The 19457-nt window shown below is 64.2% G+C and carries 14 protein-coding genes; 7 read left to right on the top strand and 7 right to left on the bottom strand.

From position 1 onward, the window contains the following. Nucleotides 1-363 precede the first annotated feature (363 nt). The 3 genes from DRB19_RS07400 (at nucleotide 364) to DRB19_RS29805 (ending at nucleotide 4364) form a co-directional block, all read left to right on the top strand. The gene (locus DRB19_RS07400) at nucleotides 364-2526 is read left to right on the top strand and encodes a coiled-coil domain-containing protein (RefSeq protein ID WP_114185403.1); all 2163 of its coding nucleotides are present in this window, start codon (nucleotides 364-366) and stop codon (nucleotides 2524-2526) included. A 441-nt stretch (nucleotides 2527-2967) separates the two neighbouring features. Further along, nucleotides 2968-3180 carry a hypothetical protein gene (locus DRB19_RS07395; RefSeq protein WP_162815617.1) on the top strand — a complete coding sequence of 71 codons (213 nt, stop codon included), beginning with the start codon at nucleotides 2968-2970 and terminating at the stop codon, nucleotides 3178-3180. Between the two features lie 908 nt (nucleotides 3181-4088). Beyond that, complete coding sequence (locus DRB19_RS29805) at nucleotides 4089-4364, top strand: hypothetical protein (protein ID WP_162815616.1); 276 nt, start codon at nucleotides 4089-4091, stop codon at nucleotides 4362-4364. Between the two features lie 811 nt (nucleotides 4365-5175). Here DRB19_RS29805 and rpmG read toward each other — a convergent pair. The 5 genes from rpmG to parE all read right to left on the bottom strand — a co-directional run bounded on the left by rpmG (nucleotide 5176) and on the right by parE (nucleotide 11451). After that, entirely contained in the window at nucleotides 5176-5343 is a 168-nt protein-coding gene (gene rpmG, locus DRB19_RS07380) for a 50S ribosomal protein L33 (protein ID WP_114185399.1), read from the bottom strand. 166 nt (nucleotides 5344-5509) lie between these two features. Further along, nucleotides 5510-6259 carry an NUDIX hydrolase gene (locus DRB19_RS07375; RefSeq protein WP_114185398.1) on the bottom strand — a complete coding sequence of 250 codons (750 nt, stop codon included), beginning with the start codon at nucleotides 6257-6259 and terminating at the stop codon, nucleotides 5510-5512. Beyond that, nucleotides 6204-6689 carry a DUF983 domain-containing protein gene (locus DRB19_RS07370; protein WP_114185480.1) on the bottom strand — a complete coding sequence of 162 codons (486 nt, stop codon included), beginning with the start codon at nucleotides 6687-6689 and terminating at the stop codon, nucleotides 6204-6206. The genes DRB19_RS07375 and DRB19_RS07370 overlap by 56 nt, the downstream gene beginning before the upstream one ends. 9 nt (nucleotides 6690-6698) lie before the next feature. Continuing rightward, a complete protein-coding gene (rnr, locus tag DRB19_RS07365) occupies nucleotides 6699-9011 on the bottom strand; it encodes a ribonuclease R (protein ID WP_114185397.1) in 2313 nt (770 codons plus the stop codon). Nucleotides 9012-9381: 370 nt separating this feature from the next. Continuing rightward, complete coding sequence (parE, locus tag DRB19_RS07360; RefSeq protein WP_114185396.1) at nucleotides 9382-11451, bottom strand: DNA topoisomerase IV subunit B; 2070 nt, start codon at nucleotides 11449-11451, stop codon at nucleotides 9382-9384. Between the two features lie 245 nt (nucleotides 11452-11696). Here parE and DRB19_RS07355 point away from each other — a divergent pair, with 245 nt between their 5' ends. Then, nucleotides 11697-11885, top strand: a complete 189-nt coding sequence (locus tag DRB19_RS07355; protein WP_114185395.1) for a hypothetical protein — start codon at nucleotides 11697-11699, stop codon at nucleotides 11883-11885. Between the two features lie 47 nt (nucleotides 11886-11932). On the opposite strand, the gene topA is transcribed toward DRB19_RS07355, so the two are convergent. Together topA and DRB19_RS07345 are read right to left on the bottom strand one after the other, a co-directional pair. Then, nucleotides 11933-14620, bottom strand: coding sequence for a type I DNA topoisomerase (gene topA, locus DRB19_RS07350; RefSeq protein ID WP_114185394.1), 2688 nt, complete (start codon nucleotides 14618-14620; stop codon nucleotides 11933-11935). A 137-nt stretch (nucleotides 14621-14757) separates the two neighbouring features. Next, the gene (locus tag DRB19_RS07345; RefSeq protein WP_114185393.1) at nucleotides 14758-16404 is read right to left on the bottom strand and encodes an isovaleryl-CoA dehydrogenase; all 1647 of its coding nucleotides are present in this window, start codon (nucleotides 16402-16404) and stop codon (nucleotides 14758-14760) included. 105 nt (nucleotides 16405-16509) lie between these two features. Here DRB19_RS07345 and DRB19_RS07340 point away from each other — a divergent pair, with 105 nt between their 5' ends. From DRB19_RS07340 to plsY, 3 genes are read left to right on the top strand one after another with little or no spacing between them, the layout of a single operon-like run. Continuing rightward, nucleotides 16510-17457: an aspartate carbamoyltransferase catalytic subunit gene (locus DRB19_RS07340; RefSeq protein ID WP_114185392.1), complete on the top strand. Its 948-nt coding sequence runs from the start codon at nucleotides 16510-16512 to the stop codon at nucleotides 17455-17457. A 49-nt stretch (nucleotides 17458-17506) separates the two neighbouring features. Beyond that, nucleotides 17507-18820, top strand: a complete 1314-nt coding sequence (locus tag DRB19_RS07335) for a dihydroorotase (RefSeq protein WP_114185391.1) — start codon at nucleotides 17507-17509, stop codon at nucleotides 18818-18820. Continuing rightward, a complete protein-coding gene (plsY, locus tag DRB19_RS07330) occupies nucleotides 18813-19415 on the top strand; it encodes a glycerol-3-phosphate 1-O-acyltransferase PlsY (protein ID WP_114185390.1) in 603 nt (200 codons plus the stop codon). Before DRB19_RS07335 ends, plsY begins: the two co-directional genes overlap by 8 nt. Nucleotides 19416-19457 lie beyond the last annotated feature (42 nt).

Raw genomic sequence — 19457 nt, 5'->3', positions numbered from 1 at the left:
CGTTTCGATCGCTGCAAAAGCGATGGATCACGGGTGACCTGTGCGCCGGTCCGTCAAGATATTCCCATCCAAATGCGTGAATGCCCAAGCTTCGGCGCTGCAAGTAGGCATCATTGCGGCTGAATATTGCCAGAATTGTCCGTTCTGTTCTGCTTTGTTGCTATGCCGCGTTTTGGATTTCGCTTGTAAGTACCTGAATGAAACAGCCGCTCCTCGCGCATATGCGCTGACGCCGCATTCTGACGATGCAGCCAAGGGGAACTTGTCATGGTCGAGCCGACAAATGAGTCCCGTCGTTTGGTGCTTCGGTGGGGGCATATCGCGAGGAAGCTTCCGCCGCGAAGCTGGCGTCGAATCGTGGTTATGGCCGCAGCCCTCCCGTGCATGGTGATGGAGCCCCTGCCTGGCATCGCCGGCGAAGCGGTCGTCGCGAAAAGCGGATCACAGCCCGAGATCGGCTCGGCAGCCCCGCAAGAGGACCAATCCGGAGCGCCCATGGGTGGATGGTCCAGGATGCTCCAAAGCCTAGCGACCTCCGGCGAGCGCAGAGAACTCATCGGGAAGCTCGAAGCCCTGATTCGACAGGGCGATGTGGCGGGGGCAAAGCAGCTGCTTTCCGCCGCCGTGGAGATGGGGTCGCTTGCCGTGATCATGATCGATCACATCGACGAGCCTGGTCTTCGCGCATCCTTGCAGACGCTGGTGACCGACGGGCAAAATGCGGCTTCGCCCGCATCTCCGGGTCGCGCTGGCGACGGCGTCGCCTCAAGCCAGACCGAGTTGGCGGAAGCGAAAAAGGCGCTCGAGCGGGAGAGGGATCGGGCCGACGCAGCAGTGCAGGAACTGAATGCCATTCAGGGTCAACTCGTGGCCGTGCGAACGAGTGAAGCCGAACTGAACCGGGCATTGGAGCAGGAAAAATCACGATCGACCGCAGTTGCCCGTGAGGTCGAAACGGTCCGATCGCAGCTTGCAACCCTGAAGGCCGCCGAGGTCAACGCTGCCGAACAAAAGGCAGCAGCGGCTCGCGAGAAAGAGCGGGCCGACACCGCGCAGTCGCAATTGGGCCATATGCGAGACCAACTCGCCTCCCTCGAAGCTAAAGCTGCCGCTGACGCATCCGAGTTGAAAGCGGTGCTACGCCAGGAGACGGAGCGATACGCATCGGTCGCTCAGGAGCTCGAAAGCGCGAAGAAGGAGCTCGCGTCCCTCAGGGCTGTTGAATCCAAAGCGTCCGACTTGAATGCCGTCCTGGAGCAGGAGAAGCAGCGGTCCGTCACCTTTGCTCGGGAGCTTGAGGCAGCCAGAGAACAGCTCGCGATCCTTAAAGCGAGCGAAGCCAGGGCAGCCAGCGCCGAGCGGGATCTGGGGACCCTGAGGGGACAACTGACCTCGCTCCGGTCGGGTGAACTCAAGACAACGGAGTTCAAGGAGTCGTGGGAGCGTGAGAAGGGAAGGGCGGATGCAGCGCTTCAGGAACTCGCCGCCACGCAGACTCAGCTTGCCGCTGCCCGGGCTGTTCTTCCGAAGGTCGCCCAGCTCAACGCTGCCCTGGAGCAGGAGAAGCAGCAGTTCGTTTCCGTCTCCCGGGCACTCGATGCGGCGAAGGGGGAGCTTGTCGTTCTGAAGGCGGGTGTAGCGAAAGCCGCCGAGACGGAGCGCACAGCTGCCCTCGAACGCGAGCGCGCCGATTCCGTGACGCAGCAGTTGAATGCCCTACAAAGACAGTTCGCCCGTGTGAAGGATGAGGCGTCGAGCGCGGCGCAACTGAGGGCGGCGTTGGAGCAGGAGAAGGCGCGGTCCGCCCAAGCCGCAGGTGATCTCGAAAAGACCAGGGGGCAGCTTGCGGGCGCAATGGCAGCCAACGCCAGAGCCGCCGAGTTCGAACAAGCCCTGGCGCGGGAAAAGACCCGCGCAGATGGCGCGCTGCGGGAACTGGATTCCGTGAAAGCACAGGCTTCCCAGGTGGCGTCGGACGAACCCGACAGCGCGGAGCTGAAGGCAGCGCTTGAGCGGGAGACGAACAAGGCCGCTTCTGCCGCCCGTGAGGCGGAGGCGTTGAAACGACTGCTTACGACTATGCGAACGGACGAAGCCACGACCGAGGAGCTGAAAGGGGCACTTTCGCGAGAAAAAGCCAGAACGGCTGCGGTCGCCCGCGAGCTTGAGGCGGCGAAACGCCAGCTCGCCGCGCTGGAATCCAGATCCGACATTGCGAACCCTCCCAAGCAGGATCCGCAACCTGCCCTGAAGGACGACAAGAAAAAGGCACGAACGTCTTCCAAACCGGCCGCTCGAACGAAGGTCGTGTTGCCGCGAAATCCGGCAGAACAGATTAAGCCTGATCGACCGAAGCCGATCTCCGCATTGGACAAGGAAGCGCCGGAACGCACCAGCCGGGTTTCGGCCAGGACAAACCCGCAGCGCCGCCCACCTGTTCGCGAGGTCGATCGCGCGCCTGAGGGTCGCCTGCTCCGGCTGCCAAGTGCATTGCAGCCGATCGGCGAATTCTGGGACGTATACTAAGCGTTCATCGCCCGAGCTCCTGCCCGTAGGACGCCTTGTCCAGCCCTGAAGTTGGATCGTGCGCGTCCTAGTGGGCAGTAGGGATTACTCCACAAGGCGATCAGGCCGAGTTCGGCTTGACGGTGGGCCAAGCCCGACCCAAGCTCGTGACCGAGAGAGAAGCCGATCACTTGTGGGTGTCGGCAGATACCGGATCGCGACTAAGTTCGCGATGGCTCGAGCGCTTCCGTGCCCGAACACAAGCCTGACCATTCCCGTGAGAATTCGGCTTAGCGTCACGTGCAGCGGGATCCGGCCAGAGCCAAGCTACCGAACTGAACCTTGTGCATACGCACGTTCTTGGGCAGTGACCACTTGGAGGCCCCATGCTTCGGACATCCCTCGTTTCCATCGTCGCCATCACCCTTCTGGCCGCTCAACCAGTCCTGTCAAAAGGCGGAAATGGCAACGGGAATGGTGGAAATGGCGGCAATGGTAACGGAGGCGGCAACTCTGGAGGATCCGCCGGCGGCGGTAAAGGAGATGGTGGGAGCAAAGGCGGCGGCAGTTCCGGCGACTCGGGCCGAGGCGGCTCAAGCCAGTCAAACGGCGGCCCCGGCGGTGGGAAAAGCGGCGGCGGGGCTGGAGGCGGCTTGGGTGGTGGGGGTGGCGTGAGTGGCGGATCGGGCGGACTTGGCGGAAGCGGAGCCAATGGTGGTTCAGGTGGCTCAGGGGGGCTTGGCGGGGGTGGCATTGGAGGCCGGTCCGGCGGTCTAGGCGGCTTGGGTGGCCTGGGTGGAGGCTCAGGGGGCGCTGGCGGACGGGCCGGGGCCGAGAGCGCCGGCCCGTCCGCCAGCGGAAACGGCGAAGCCCGAGGCGGCAGAAATGGCGCCAGTACCGGAGGCACCAGTGTCGGTGGACAAGGCCAGGCCAGTGGAAGCGGCAAAGGTGCGTCGAGTGGCGGCGCCATCGGCGGTTCTTTGGGAGGCGGCCTGGGCGGGTTAAGTGGTCTCGGTGGTGGCTTGGGCGGCAGGAACAGCAGCCCCGGCGTCAGCCCGGCAGCAGGCGCCGGCGGCGTGTCGGGCCGCGATGCGACCAGCAGTGGGGGCGTGTCGGGGCGGGGTGCGATCGGCAGCGGCGGTTTTTCGGGACGCGGTGCGGCTGGACCTGCACCAGGAACAGGCGCTCCTGCGGGGACAAGCAGCACGAGCAGCAGCCGACCGTCCCCTGGAGCGCCAGCCCAGTCATCCGCTCCGTCGTCACCGCCATCGAGTGCTCCGGCCGCAGCGAATGCGCCGGCAGCATCTGCTGCCACGAGCCCATCCCCGGCTGCCGCCGCAGCAAGCCCGTCTCCTGCGCCAGCAGCGACAGGCTCCTCGGCCCCGAGGAGCACTCAGCGTGCCGCACCTGCCCCGACTGCGCGGGTGACGCCAAACGTTTCCGCCGTGGCCGTGCCGACGCGGGTTCCCGTCGCTGTCGGAAGAGCTAGTGCCAGCCTCGAGCTGCCGTCCGCTCTTGTGCCCCTCCGTGACCGTTCAGGCTCTGCGACCGGCGTTCTCCCCTTTGGGACGCAACAGGCCTCGGTGAGCGTCGAGCAGCCTCTTGCTCAACGGGTCGGCACCCCGCTTCAGATCGTTCAGGCGTGCCGCACATCTGTCGTCCAGGCGGCAATTCCTTACGGAGCCGTGCGAGTGGACGCGGTCAGCGCCGGAAGACTGAACCGCATGCGCGACGGTGGGCTCGCGGCTCCCATCGCAGTCAGAGTGACCTATGCCCGAGCCGAGGCAAGCCAAGTCCGGCAATCGCAAATCGTCTGCCGGCTCGATGCCAGCGGGGCAGTGGTGGATCTGCAATCGTAACGGGACATCCGTACAGCACTAAACGGGCTTCCTGAATCCTTTGCAGCGCCAATAATGACAAGAGAACGGCGTATCGGAACTTTGTGGCTTCAGGGCAGGTTCAGCTGAGAGAGCTTAGGTTGATATCCGTCTCTCAGAGGAGCGTGTCTTGTTCAGAACATTTGCGTTGGCGTCGGTAATCGGTTTGGGACTTTGGCTTCCGGGCCAGTCGGCCTCGGCGGCATCTTTCGGCGCTTTGCCGGCAGTTGGCCTCGAAGACGGGGCGGCTGTCGCGAAAGTGCAGTTTTGGGACGATGAGCCGAGTTACGGCTACAGGCGTCCGTACTACGAGGACGATTACCGCCCGCGCAGGCGCTATGGTCCTCCGGCATATGGCCCTCCGGCGTACGGTCCTAGAGCATACGGTCGTCCCACTTACGATGAGCGGCCGAGGTACCAGCGTCCTCGGGGCCGAGACAACGTCGCACGCGGTCGCGCCGTCGCACCACGAACCGGATGCTACACCCCGCCGCCCATGCCATACCGCACCCCGCGCGTCGTCTGCCGGTACTGAGGCGAGCAGCCTTATCATCAATGGGGGCTTCCGTCCGACGAGAGGCCGGAAGCCGCATCGCCCTGACGAAACTGATGCCTTTCACCAGTTTATCCCGGACGGCGGATTTAGCCTGTGAGAGGGACGCGGCCGTTGCATCGGCGCTTCCGCCAGCCTACTCGACTCGCGTCAGATGCCCGCAACAGCGTAGACATGCAAAAGCCGCCCCATTTCTGAGGCGGCTTTTGCAATGGAAACAGACGTTTGGTGGAAAGCCGGTTACTTAATCTTGGCTTCCTTGAACTCCACGTGCTTCTTGGCGACCGGGTCGTACTTCTTCAGCGCGAGCTTGTCGGTCATGGTGCGGGAGTTCTTCTTCGTCACGTAGAAATAGCCCGTGTCGGCAGTCGAGACGAGCTTGACTTTGATGGTTGCGGCTTTGGCCATGGTCGGACCTCTTGGTTCGGCGCTCGGCGGGGCCGAAACGCAAAGGCCGGGCGAACCCGGCCGAGAAAATCGTGGCGATCCATTGCCCGATTATGCCCGTTCAGTCAAGGCGTTTCCCAGGGATATCGGGTCGCCGCAGGGGCGGAAGCGCACTGTTTCTAAAGAATTAGAGCAATTCCCGCACGAAGCGGCCGTTCTTGCGGTGGTAGAACGGAACCGGCAATTCGTGGGCGAAGCCGTTGGAGATTCGAGCTTCGAGATCGGACAGGATCGTGTCCGTGATGTGATGCAGGTCGAAGGTTCGGGCCTGGGCAAAGGTGACCCAGGCCACCTCTACCAGCTCGGAATCGGGCCCCACGATACCCTCGACCTCACCGGCGATAGCGGTCCGGTCGATGGCGAAGAAGCGAGTGTCGAAGCGCTTGACGCGGCCCGGCGGGGTAATGGCCCGGCCGACGACCTGCAGGCCCTCGAGGTCGGGGAACACGCCGTGCTGCTTGAATGCCTCCCAGGTGCCGGGGGGAGTGGTCTCGGGCGGGCCGTATTCCTTCGTACCAAGCAGGATGCCCGTCTCTTCAAAGGTCTCGCGGATCGCCGCCAGCGCCAGGGCGCGGCTGCGCTGGACGGACGGACGGGAGACCCGTGCCATCAGGGTCTGCTCAGCGCGCGGGTGGAGGGTGCCCATCACCGGCATGGAACGGTCCGGGGCCTCGATCCGGCCTCCCGGAAACACGAACTTCCCGGGCATGAACCGGTGGCCCTCATGGCGCTTGCCCATGAGCACCTTGGGGTTGCGCCCCCTTCGATCAATGACGATCAGGGTGGCTGCATCGGCCGGGCGGAGCTTGGGGGCTTTCGGATCACGCTCTTCCGAGGCGATGCGGTTCAGCTCTTCCAGAACCCCTGTCTCCGTCACCTTCGTTCTCCCCGGATATTTTTTGAGCGCGCGCTGCGCCGAATCCGTGCATCCCTAGCGCGTATTGCAGGCCAACGACAGCGCCTTTCGCGGGTTGAAGGAGCGCGAGACACAGGACCAGCGCCAAAGCCGGCCAGACTGCCAGATGCACCCACATGGGGATCTCCAGCTTCGTCTCGGTCATCAGGATGCCGTAGCCGATCAGGTGGCCGACAAGGAAGATCACCAGATAGGGAGGAAGGTCGTCCGCCCGGTGGTGGTGGAACTCGGTGCCGCAGGCTTCGCAGCGATCGACCACTTTAAGGAAGCGGCCGAAGAGCCGTCCCTTCGCACAAGCCGGGCAGCGGCAGAGGAAGCCGCGCCTCATGGCAGTCATGGCCGGAAGCCGGACGGGTGCATCCGCCGGGGCCGGCTGGTGTGTATCCGACATTGTCATTCCCTATCGCGCGCGACCGGCGCGCTTCACTTTCACGCGTGTTGCGGGACGACGGCTTTCCTTCGAGGCATTGGGCCCACCGCGGGCGGCCCTGGAGCCCTTGGCGGATTTCGGCTTGCCGCTGAAGCGGCCCTTGGTCATCAGCTCGAACCGAAGGGCACCGGCCACCGGCGCTGCTTCTACCATCTTTACCTCGACCTTGTCGCCGAGCCGATACGTCTCACCCGTGCGCTCGCCGCGCATGGAATGGGTCTTCTCGTCGAAGCGGTAATAGTCGGCCCCGATGGTGGCGGCAGGCACGAACCCGTCGGCTCCGGTCTCGTGAAGCTTGATGAAGAGGCCGGCCTTCGTCACTCCGGATATCTGACCATCGAACGTTGCGCCGATGCGATCGGCAAGGAAATGGGCGATGAGCCGGTCGATGGTATCACGCTCCGCCCCCATGGCGCGGCGCTCGGCGGCGGAGATGCGTGCGCTGATCTCGATCAGCTCCGCCCGGGTGGTGTCCGGTCGCAGCCCGTCCTTGCCAAGCTTGAGTCCGCTGATGAGCGCCCGGTGGACGATGAGGTCGGCATAGCGGCGGATCGGCGAGGTGAAATGGGCGTAGCGCCTGAGATTCAAGCCAAAATGGCCGTAGTTCTCGGCGGAGTATTCGGCCTGAGACTGGGACCGAAGCACCACCTCGTTGATGAAGAGCTGATGCTCCGAGTTCTCGACGCTGCGCAGGATGCGATTGAACAGTTCCGGCTTCAGCGCCCCTTGCGTCGGAAGCTTGAGGCCGATCGAGGCCAGCACCTCGCTGAGCGCCCGCATCTTTTCCAGCGATGGCTCGTCGTGGACCCGGTAGATCAGTTCGCTCTCGGCCTTTTCGAGGGTTTCAGCGGCGGCCACGTTGGCGAGGATCATGAACTCCTCGATGAGCTTGTGCGCCTCGAGCCGCTCGGGCACGAAGACCCGGTCCACGGTGCCGTCGGGCTTCAGCACGATCTTGCGCTCCGGCAGGTCCAGATAAAGCGGCTCGCGGATGTCACGGGCCTTGGTCACGGCCGCATAGGCGTCCCAGAGCGGGCGCAGGATGGAATCGAGGATCGGCCGGGCCACCTCGTCCGGGCGGCCGTCGATGGCGGCCTGGGCCTGCTGGTAGGACAGTTTGGCTGCCGAACGCATCATGATCCGGTGGAAGGTGTGGCTCTTCTTGCGCCCGTCCGGGCCAATCACCATCCGCACCGCCAGGGCAGGGCGGTCTTCCTGCGGTCGCAAGGAGCAGAGATCGTTGGAGATCCGCTCCGGCAGCATGGGAACAACGCGGTCAGGGAAATAGACAGAGTTACCGCGCTCCTGCGCCTCCCGATCCAGTGCCGTGCCCGGCCGCACGTAGGCCGCCACGTCGGCAATGGCCACGGTGACGATGAAGCCCCCCTCGTTCCCTTCGTCTTGGTCCGGCAGCGCATGGACCGCGTCGTCGTGGTCCTTGGCGTCCGCCGGGTCGATGGTGATGAGGGGGAGTTCGCGCCAGTCTTCGCGGCCTTCAAGGCGGGCATGCTGGGCCTGCTCGGCCTCGGCCAGCACGTCGTTGGGAAACACGTGAGGGATGCTATGGGCGTAGATTGCAATCAGGCTCACGGCCTTCTCGGACTTGATCGAGCCGAGGCGCTCCTTCACCTGCGCATGGGGAAGCCCGAACCGGCCGTGTTTGACGATAGCGGTTGCCACAATATCCCCGTCCTGGGCGCCATTCTCGTCGCCGGGGTTGATCTGGAGTTCCTGCTCGCGAGACTTCTTTTCCACCGGGATGAGCCGGCCGCCGCCTTCGGGCAGGGCCCGGAAGATGCCGAGAACCTGGGCCTGCTTCTTGGCGATAATCTTGGTGACCCGGCCCTCATACCGGTGGATGTCGTCCTCTTTGAGCGGACTGACCCTGACCAGTGCCCGGTCGCCGACGCCCGCCACCGGCATTCCTGGGCGCGGCTTGCGAGTAGGGGTGATGATGATGGTCGGAACCTGCCCGAACTCGTCCGCGTCCCATTCCGTCGGCTCAGCGATGAGCTCACCGTCCCTGTCGCGCTTCTTGATGTCCGCCAGCACCATGGGCGGGAGCTGGCCGGCCCGGTGGACGGTCTTGCCTCGGCGGTCGACAACGCCCTCGTCCTCAAGGCTCTTGAGCATCTGCTTAAGCCAGATGCGGTCGTCGCCCTTGATGTTGAAGGCCTGCGCGATTTCTCGCTTGCCGACTTTACTCGGCGCATCCGCGATAAAGGCGATGACATCTTCCCGGGAAGGGAGTGTGGAGGCAGAGGCTTTGGGTCGTTTCGCCAAGGGATCAACTCGTTATCTGGTCACATCTTGTCGCATGCAGGCGAAACCGCGACTAGTCCGGTGCGCCTACAAAGTAACGACGCGCGACAATCGTCTGCGGATCCATCCAAGCCAGCTCAAGGACGCCGAGAACAAAAAAAGGCCCCGATAACGGAGCCTTTGGAGGGACCGGCCCGTGGGGGCAGAATGAGCCGGTGATGCCAGTCAACGGGGAACCTGGACGAAGGTTCCAGCGCTTTCGAAAATTTTTTCAAATAATTTTGCCCGAGGGCCGGAGCTTGTCGAAAAGCGTCCTTTTGGGCAGTCTGCAGCACGCGTCGTTTTGCTGGCGATCCCGGATCGATCCGGGATCGCCGATTTGAAGATGGCCTCAAATATCCAGGTCCGCCTCATCCGCGAAGGCCGCCCGTTCCTGGATGAAGGTGAAGCGGGCTTCGGGCTTGTTGCCCATCAGGCGCTCCACCGTGTCGCCGGTCTCGGGGCGCTCCGCAGCGTCGATCACCACCTTCAGAAGCAGGCGCTTCTTCGGGTCCATGGTGGTTTCCTTCAACTGGGCCGGCAGCATCTCGCCTAGGCCCTTGAAGCGGCCGATCTCGACCTTGCCGTTGCCCTTGAAGGTGGTCTTCATGAGCCGCTCCCGATCTGCATCATCCCGGGCATAGGCGGACTTCGAGCCCTGTGTCATCCGGTAGAGAGGCGGAACTGCGAGATAAAGGTGCCCGGCGTCGATGAGGCGGGGCATCTGGCGGTAGAAGAACGTGATGAGCAGCGATGCGATATGAGCGCCGTCCACGTCCGCGTCGGTCATGATGATGACCTTCTCGTAACGCAGGTCCGCGTCCCGGTACTGGGAGCCCATGCCGCACCCGAGCGCTTGGACGAGGTCAGAGAGCTGCTGGTTCTGGTGCAGCTTGTCCCGTCCGGCCGAGGCCACGTTCAGGATCTTGCCGCGCAGGGGCAGGATCGCCTGGGTGGCGCGGTCGCGGGCTTGCTTGGCGGAGCCGCCGGCCGAGTCGCCCTCGACGATGAACAGTTCGGATCCGGTCATGCCGGCCCGGGTGCAATCGGCGAGCTTGCCGGGGAGCCGGAGCTTGCGGGTCGCGGTCTTGCGGGCGACCTCCTTCTCCTGGCGCCGGCGCAGACGTTCCTCGGCCCGGTCGATAACCCAGTCCAGGACCTTGTTGGCCTGCTGCGGGGAAGCGGCGAGCCAGTGATCGAAGGTGTCGCGGATCGCGGCCTCGACGATGCGGCCGGCCTCCAGGGTCGCCAGCTTGTCCTTGGTCTGGCCCTGGAACTCCGGCTCGCGGATGAAGACCGACAGCATGGACGCGCAGGTGGCCATCACGTCGTCGGTGGTGACCGCCGCCATGCGCTTCTGCTGGTTCACACGCTCTGCATGGTCGCGCAGGCCGCGCAGGAGTGCGATGCGCAGGCCGTTCTCGTGCGTACCGCCTTCCGGAGTCGGAATCGTGTTGCAGTAGGACGAGGAGAACCCGTCCTCGTTGGCCATCCAGGCGACCGCCCATTCCAGCGAGCCGTGCCCGCCGGGCTTGGTGATCTTACCTGCGAACACCTGATCGGTGACGAGCTCCTTGCCCTCGATGTCGCGGGCCAGATAGTCCTTCAAGCCGTTGGGGAAGCGGAACACCGCCTCGGCCGGAACGTTCTCGACGCCCTCGAGAAGGGACGGAGCGCACTTCCAGCGGATCTCGACGCCGCCGAACAGATAGGCCTTCGAGCGCGCCATCTTGAACAGGCGGCGGGGCTGGAAATGGGCGTCCTTGCCGAAGATCTGATGATCGGGCTTGAAGCGCACCTTGGTGCCGCGCCGGTTCAGCACCCGGCCGACCGTCTCAAGCTTGGTTTTCGGAACGCCGCGGGCAAAGATCTGGCGATAAAGGGTCTGGCCGCGCGCCACCTCGACTTCGAGGATCTCCGAGAGAGCGTTCACCACCGAGACGCCGACGCCGTGCAGGCCGCCCGACGTCTCGTAGACCTTAGAGTCGAATTTTCCGCCCGCGTGAAGCGTCGTCATGATCACTTCGAGCGCCGACTTCTTCGGGAATTTCGGATGCGGGTCGACCGGTATGCCGCGGCCGTTGTCCATGACGGAGAGCCAGCCGTTTTCCTCCAACTCCACCTCGATGAACGTGGCGTGGCCGGCCACGGCCTCGTCCATGGAGTTGTCGATCACCTCGGCGAAGAGATGGTGCAGGGCCTTCTCGTCCGTGCCGCCGATATACATGCCCGGACGCCGCCGGACGGGCTCGAGCCCCTCCAGCACCTCGATGGCCGAGGCGTCATAGCCGCTCTCGCCCGGCGTGCCTTGCGGCGGCGCGGATCGGGAAATTTTCGCGGCTGCATTTCTGGCCGAGGCCGGCACCGCGCGCTTGGCGGACGCAGCTCCGCTGCCCCCAAAGAGATCGTCGTTGTCGGTCATTGGGACCTTGTTTCGTGCTGATTCGCTTTTCTTTACAATATATCTCATTCACAAATTTATACGTGAACAAAACGGAAACATAAAGGGTGACGTCGGGTCACAAGCGACAAAAAACTGGGCCTAGAGACCCTGATGCAACGTTCCGGTATTAAGCCTAAAGAATGTCTTACAGGTGTCATCTGGAACTGTTTAGTTAACATTCACGTTGACTAGCTAAGCTGGAACAAGCTTAACGGAGATCGATCGTGACGACGCGGACGGCCCTGGGAACTGCGCAACAGCATCACCTCAACCGCGCGGCGCGCAATGCGGGCGAGGCTTTCGCCTTCGACGAGCCGGAAGCGGCCCGCGCCGCGCCTCGTTCGATTGGTATGAACGCCCTTTGGTTGGCCATGGCAGCAGTCGCCGTGGTGGCTCTCTGGCTCAGCTTCTGATTTTTCAAAGACTGCTTTGATCTGGTCGAGGCCGGCTGAGCGATGGCTCAACCGGCTTTCGTTGTCTTCGAGGCCGCCTTCTTGGCTGCAGGCTTCTTCGCTGGAGCCTTCTTCGCCGCTGTCTTCTTGGCGGCAGCCTTCGCGGGAGCTTTCTTGGACGCCGTGGCCTTTTTGGACGACGATTTCCGCGCAGTCTTTTTCGAGGGCCCCATGGCGCGCCGGGCGTTGAGAAGGCTCACGGCCTCGTCGAGGGTCACGGCTTCGGCGGTAACCGCCTTCGGAAGGGTCGCGTTGGTCTCTCCGTCAGTCACGTAAGGCCCGAAGCGGCCCGCCTTCACTACGATGGACTTTCCGGATTCCGGGTCTTCGCCGAGTGGGCGTCCGGGATCGGAAGCGCCCCGGCGGAAGCCGCCGGCTCCGCTTTCCTTCGCAACGATCAGGTCGATGGCGCGATTGCCGCCGATCTCCAGCACGTCGTCATCCTTGCCCAGATTGGCGTAGGTCTTGCCGTGTTGAACATAGGGGCCGTAGCGTCCGATGCTGGCGAGGATTGGCTCGCCCGTCTCCGGATGCACCGCCACCTGACGGGGTAGGGCAAGGAGCTTCAGGGCCTTCTCCAGATCGACCAGAGCGGGGGACATCCCCTTCGGAAGGGACGAGCGCTTGGGCTTCTCGCCTTCGCCGAGCTGGACGAAGGGACCGAAGCGGCCGTCGCGGAGGGTGACCTGTTGTCCGGTCTCCGGATCGTCGCCTAGCACCTTCACGCCTGGCGTGCCGCCATTCTCGGATGAGCCTTCCCCGTCCCCCTCAACGCCCGATGCGGCAAGCTGGCGGGTATATTTGCACTCGGGATAGTTCGAGCAGCCGATGAAGGCCCCGAACTTGCCGAGCTTGAGAGAAAGCTGGCCGGTGCCGCAGGTCGGGCAGGTGCGTGGGTTCGAGCCGTCGCCCTTGTCCGGGAAGATGTGTGGGCCGAGAAGTTCGTTCAGGGCATCGAGCACTTCCGTCGTGCGCAGCTCCTTGGTCTCGCCGATGGCGGCCGAGAAGGCTTGCCAGAAGTCGCGCAGCACCTGCTTCCAATCGATCTCGGAATTGGAGATACGGTCGAGCTGCTCCTCTAGGTCCGCCGTGAAATCGTATTCCACGTAGCGGCGGAAGAAGCTTTCCAGGAACGCGATGACGATCCTGCCCTTGTCCTCGGGGACAAGGCGCTTCTTGTCGATGCGTACGTATTCGCGGTCCCGAAGCGTTTGAAGAACAGCCGCGTAGGTGGACGGGCGGCCGATGCCGAGTTCTTCCATGCGCTTCACAAGGCTCGCCTCGGAATAGCGCGGCGGCGGTTCGGTGAAGTGCTGGTTGGCCGCGATGCGGCGGCGCTCCAGCGGATCGCCGGCCTTCATGGGCGGCAGGCGGCCCTCGTCCTCGTCCGGATCGTCGTCCTTGCTCTCGTTGTAGAGGGTCAGGAAGCCGTCGAACTTGATGACCTGGCCGGTCGCACGCAGGTCGAGCTTGCGGGGGCCCACCACTGCGGCGATATCGGCCGTGGTGCGCTCGAGTTGCGCGGATTCCATCTGGCTCGCGACCGTGCGGATCCAGATAAGCTCATAAAGACGGGCCTGCTCGGGCTCCAGGTACTTCGCCACGTGCTTGGGCAGGCGGCTCATATCCGTTGGGCGGATCGCCTCGTGGGCCTCCTGCGCGTTCTTGGCCTTGGTGGTGTACTTGCGCGGCACGTCGGGAACGTAGCGGTCGCCGTATTCCTTGCCGATCACCCGGCGCGCGGCCTGAACCGCCTCCGGGGCCATGTCGACGCCGTCCGTACGCATATAAGTGATGAGACCCACGGTCTCGCCGCCAATGTCGACGCCCTCATAAAGACGCTGCGCGACGCGCATGGTCTGAGCCGGGGCAAGCCCCAGCTTGCGCGAGGCCTCCTGCTGCAGGGTCGAGGTGGTGAAGGGCGGGTAGGGGTGCCGCTTGGCAGGCTTGGCCTCGATGTTCGCCACCGAGAAGGTTGCCAGTTCCAGGTCCTTCTTGAAGGCTTCCGCCTCCTCGCCCTTTCCGATGTCGAGGCGGGTGATCTTCTTGCCGTCCGCGCCCACGAGCCGCGCGTCGAACACGCCGCCGTCCTTGGTGGCCAGCGTCGCGATCAGCGACCAGTATTCCTGGGTCTTGAAGGTCTCGATTTCGAGCTCACGGTCGCAAACCAGACGGAGCGCCACCGATTGCACACGGCCGGCCGAGCGGGCTCCGGGAAGCTTGCGCCAGAGCACCGGCGAGAGCGTGAAGCCGACTAGATAGTCCAGGGCGCGGCGGGCCATATAGGCGTCCACCAGCGCTTGATCGATCTGGCGTGGCTGGCGAAGGGCCGTCTGCACCGCGTCCTTGGTGATGGCGTTGAAGGTCACGCGCTCGATGGGCATGTCCTTCAGGACGCGCTTCTCCCGCAGGGCCTCGACCACATGCCAGGAAATCGCTTCGCCTTCCCGATCCGGGTCGGTGGCGAGGATAAGCTTTTCAGCCCCCTTGAGCGCCTTGGCGATCTCAGAGACACGCTTCGAGCCCCGGTCCTCGAGGGTCCAGATCATGCGAAAGTCGTTATCCGGGTCGACGGAGCCATCCTTGGCGGGCAGATCGCGGATATGCCCGAAGGAAGCCAGGACCTCATAGTCCCTGCCCAGATATTTGTTGATCGTCTTGGCCTTGGCAGGCGACTCGACGACAAGGACTTTCATAACGACTTCCTACAATGGCCGGGAACAGATGCCCGTGTGTTAGGCGCAATAAGCGGCGGTCGGCTCTGGACAGCCGTGGGGCGGGATAAGTGGTCAATGATTGAGGACAAGTCAAATCGGACCTGTCGCCTCATCCGCTATATGGGGACAAAAACCCTATCCAGCAAGGGTTTGGCAGCAAAGCCAAGGTCGTTGGCCCCAATCATGCGAGCCGGTGAATTCAAGCGGGTGAGGGCGTAGGCCTCGGCGATTTCGGGTGGCGCGAACCGGCGCAGGGCGGCGGTGGCGAAAAGGGTATAGAGCCTGTCCGCAATGAAGCGGGCGCGGGCTTCAGCCTCTCCCGACTGAAGCGAAAGGACGGTGTCCCGCGCGGCGTCGGTCGCTCCCGGCAGGCCCTCCACGTCCGCCATCAACGATTGAAGAACGGAGGCCGCAGCCTCCGGCTCGCGATTCTCCGCCCGCAGGACGTCAAGGGCGATCACATTTCCCGAGCCCTCCCAGATCGCATTGACCGGAGCCTCCCGGTAGAGGCGGGGCAGGGGGCTCTCCTCCACGTAGCCGTTGCCACCCATGCATTCCATAGCCTCGTAGAGCAGGCGGGGCGCAGCCTTGCAGATCCCGAATTTGGCGGCTGGCGTTACCAGGCGGGCAAAAGTCGCTTCCTGCTCGTCTGTTCCGGCCCTGTCGAAGCTTCGCGCAAGCCGCAAGGCCAGCGCTGTCATGGCCTCGGATTCGAGGGCGAGGTCTGCCAGCACCGTTCGCATGGCTGGCTGCTCGATGAGCCTGCGCTGAAAAGCGCTCCTGTGCTGGGCATGGTGGTAGGCGAGGGCAAGGCCCATGCGGACAAGGCCCGCCGATGAGACCGCACAGTCGAGGCGCGTAAGCTGCACCATGGTGATGATGGTGCGCACCCCACGCCCCTCCTCGCCAATGCGCCAGGCAAAGGCCCGTTCGAACTCCACCTCGGACGAGGCGTTCGAGCGGTTTCCGAGCTTGTCCTTGAGGCGTTGCAGGTGGAGCGCGTTCACGCGGCCGTCCGGCCGGAAGCGCGGAACCAGGAAGCATGTTAGGCCGCCGGGCGCCTGAGCCAGCACCAGAAACGCGTCACACATGGGCGCAGACATGAACCATTTGTGGCCCGTGAGGGCGTATTCGTCCCGGGCCAGGGGCTTGGCCTGGGTGGTGTTGGCGCGGACGTCGGACCCGCCTTGTTTTTCGGTCATGCCCATGCCGAGGGTGACGGACGACTTCTCCCAGAAGGGGATGAAGCGCGGGTCGTATTCACGGGAGAGGATTCTCGGCAGCCATTCATCGAGCCTGCCGGGCGACGCCGCCAGCGCCCCGACGGAGGCGTGCGTCATGGTCATGGGGCAGACATGCCCGCTCTCCACCTGAGAGGTCGTGTAGAGCCTGGCCGCCCGGGCCATGTGACCTCGTCGGCCAGGGTCGTTGGTTCCAGTATCGTCCCAAGTGGAGGCGTGAAGACCGTCCGCCATGCTGGCGCGCATGAGGGCGTGATAGGCCGGGTGAAACTCCACCGCGTCGATCCGATAACCCCGCGAATCGTGCGTGCGCAGCTTCGGTGGGTTCTCATTGGCGAGTCGCCCGTATTCCAGGCGCTCGCCCGAGCCCCAGGCCTGACCGAACGCGACGAGGGTTTTGTCCGCTGGGTCGCCATTCGCCTTCAGGGCATCCAGCAGGGGCCGGTTGCAGGCGATCAGGTTCACGTCGGCGAAGACCGGCGTCTGATTGAAGACGTCATGGGTTTCCGACAGAGACGGCACGGCGGCTGATCCCCGAAAGCATCAGGGTAATTCTAACTCAGATGCCGCCCAAGCGACCAGACTTGGCTTGCCGCCCTGCTCAAGTCCGCCTATAGCCCATCGCTGATGAGCGACGCGCCCCGATCCCTTTTTCCTCACCGGCATCTCCTCGGAATCGAGGGTTTGTCTCCTTTGGACATCCAGGCGCTGCTGGACCTTGCCGACGAGCAGGTCGAGGTCAGCCGCCAAGTCGAAAAGAAGAAGTCCACCTTACGCGGCCGGACTCAGATCAACCTGTTCTTCGAGCCCTCGACCCGGACGCAGTCCTCCTTCGAGATCGCCGGGAAACGGCTCGGCGCGGACGTGATGAACATGTCGGTCGCCTCCTCGTCCGTGAAGAAGGGCGAGACGCTGATCGACACCGCCGCGACCCTCAACGCCATGCGCCCGGACCTCATCATTGTCCGCCATCACGCGGCAGGGGCGGTGCATCTGCTGGCTCAGAAAGTCGATTGCTCGGTGGTGAACGCCGGCGACGGCGCGCACGAGCACCCGACCCAGGCGCTTCTCGACGCGCTCACGATCCGCCGCAACAAGGGCCGCATCGAGGGGCTGACGGTGGCGATCTGCGGCGACATCATCCATTCGCGGGTCGCCCGCTCCAACATGATCCTGCTTGCCGCCATGGGCGCCCGGGTGCGCCTTGTCGCCCCCTCGACCCTCCTGCCACCCGGCATTGCCCGTCTTGGCTTCGAGACGTTCACCGACATGCGCAAGGGCCTGGAGGGCGCGGATATCGTCATGATGCTGCGCTTGCAACGGGAGCGCATGAACGGCTCCTTCGTGCCGTCGGTGAAGGAGTACTTCCGGTTCTATGGGCTCGACCAGGAGAAGCTGTCCTACGCCAAGCCCGATGCGTTCGTGATGCATCCGGGACCCATGAACCGGGGCGTCGAGATCTCCTCCGATGTTGCGGACGGCGCGCAGTCGCTCATCCGCGAACAGGTCGAGATGGGCGTGGCCGTACGCATGGCGGTGCTGGAGGCACTGGCGAGCCATCTGCCGAACAGGTGAGGAAGAACCCTCGTCCGCGCTGCGGGAGAGGGAAAGGAGTTTCCGCATAATGACCGCCGAACGTCCTCTGCTGTTCACGAACGCGCGCCTCATCGATCCCGCCAGCGGGAAGGAGGAGCGCGGCGGCGTGCTGGTGCAAGACGGCCTGATCCAGGATGTTGGCCCGTATGTGGCCGTCGCGACAGACGCGGAAGTCGTCGATTGCGGCGGGCAGGTGCTGGCTCCCGGCCTCATCGACATGCGCGCCTTCATCGGCGAGCCGGGCGCGGCCCACCGGGAGACGCTGAAAAGCGCCGGCGAGGCGGCGGCGGCCGGTGGCGTGACGACCATCATGTCCATGCCGGACACGAATCCCGTCCTCGACGACCCGGCGATCATCGATTTCGTCATGCGCCGCGCCCGGGACACCTCAATAGTCAATGTCCGGCCGGCCGCGGCTCTCACAAAGGGGCTGAAGGGCGAGGAGATGGCGGAGATCGGCCTGTTGCGAGAGGCCGGGGCGGTTGCTTTTACCGACGGCGACCGGTCGGTCACCAACGCCCAGGTCATGCGTCGCGCCCTGACTTACGCCCGGGACTTCGATGCCCTCATCGTCCATCACGTGGAGGATCCTGACCTCGTCGGGACGGGGGTGATGAACGAGGGCGAGTTCGCCGCCAGACTCGGCCTGCCGGGAATCCCGCGCGAGGCCGAGACGGTGATGCTGGAGCGCGACATACGCCTCGTGCGCCTCACGGGCGGGCGCTACCACGCGGCAATGATCTCCTGCGCCGACTCGGCCGAGATCATGCGGGACGCGAAGAGCAGGGGACTCCCGGTCACCTGCGGGGTGTCCATCAACAATCTCGCGCTCAATGAGAACGACATCGGCGATTATCGCACCTTCCTGAAGCTTTCGCCGCCGCTCCGGCACGAAGATGACCGGCAGGCGATGATCGAGGCGCTGGTGGACGGAACGATCGACGTGATCGTCTCGGACCACAATCCACAGGATGTGGAGACCAAGCGGCTGCCGTTCTCCGAGGCCGAAAACGGGGCCGTGGGGCTGGAAACCCTGCTCTCGGCCGCCCTGCGGTTGGTCCATTCCAACGGCGTTCCCATCGCGAAACTCCTGCGGGCCATGTCGACGCGGCCTGCTGAAATCCTTGGTTTGCCAGGCGGACGGCTCCAGCGGGGCGCGCCGGCCGACCTCATCGTCTTCGATCCCGACGCTCCTTACGTCCTGGACAAGCGCCAGCTCCGCTCGCTGTCGAAGAACACGCCTTTCGACGAAGCCCGTCTGCAAGGACAGGTGACGGCGACGATGGTTGCGGGCAGGATCGTGTTCGACCGCCTTAACGTCTCAAGAGAAGCGAATGTCTGAAGAGGCTAACCTCCTGCTGCTGCTGGGCGCCCTTGTCGTGGGCTATCTGCTGGGCAGCATTCCTTTCGGAGTCATCTTCACCCGGATGGCCGGCCTCGGGGATATCCGCAACGTGGGGTCCGGCAATATCGGGGCCACGAATGTCCTCAGAACCGGCCGCAAGGGCCTAGCCGCCGCCACATTGGTCGGCGATGCCCTCAAGGGCACGGCAGCGGTCCTTCTGGCCCGGTACTGGAACCCGGATCTGATGACGATCGCGGCCCTCGGGGCGTTCATCGGGCATCTCTTTCCGGTCTGGCTCGGCTTCAAGGGCGGGAAGGGCGTCGCCACTTTCATCGGCATCCTGATCGGCCTGAAACCCATCGCGGCGCTCGCCTTCGTGGCGATTTGGCTCGTAGTCGCCTTTGCGAGCCGCTATTCCTCGCTATCGGCCCTGATCGCGAGCGCGGCGACCCCGGTGGTGCTCTGGCTGCTGGACGAGCCCAGAATGGCTGGGATCGCTATCCTTCTCGTGGCGCTTCTGTGGTGGAAGCACAGCGAGAACATCAAACGCCTTCTGGCCGGAACCGAAGGCAAAATCGGACAAAAGGGATGAGCGGGACGCGCCTCACGGACGAGTAGCGCCTAGATTGGCTCC

The organism is Microvirga aerophila, assembly GCF_003332305.1.
GTDB classification, from domain to species: Bacteria; Pseudomonadota; Alphaproteobacteria; order Rhizobiales; family Beijerinckiaceae; genus Microvirga; species Microvirga aerophila.
The sequence above is the reverse complement of the archived record's forward strand: the minus strand, read 5'-3'. Positions and strand labels throughout refer to the sequence as shown.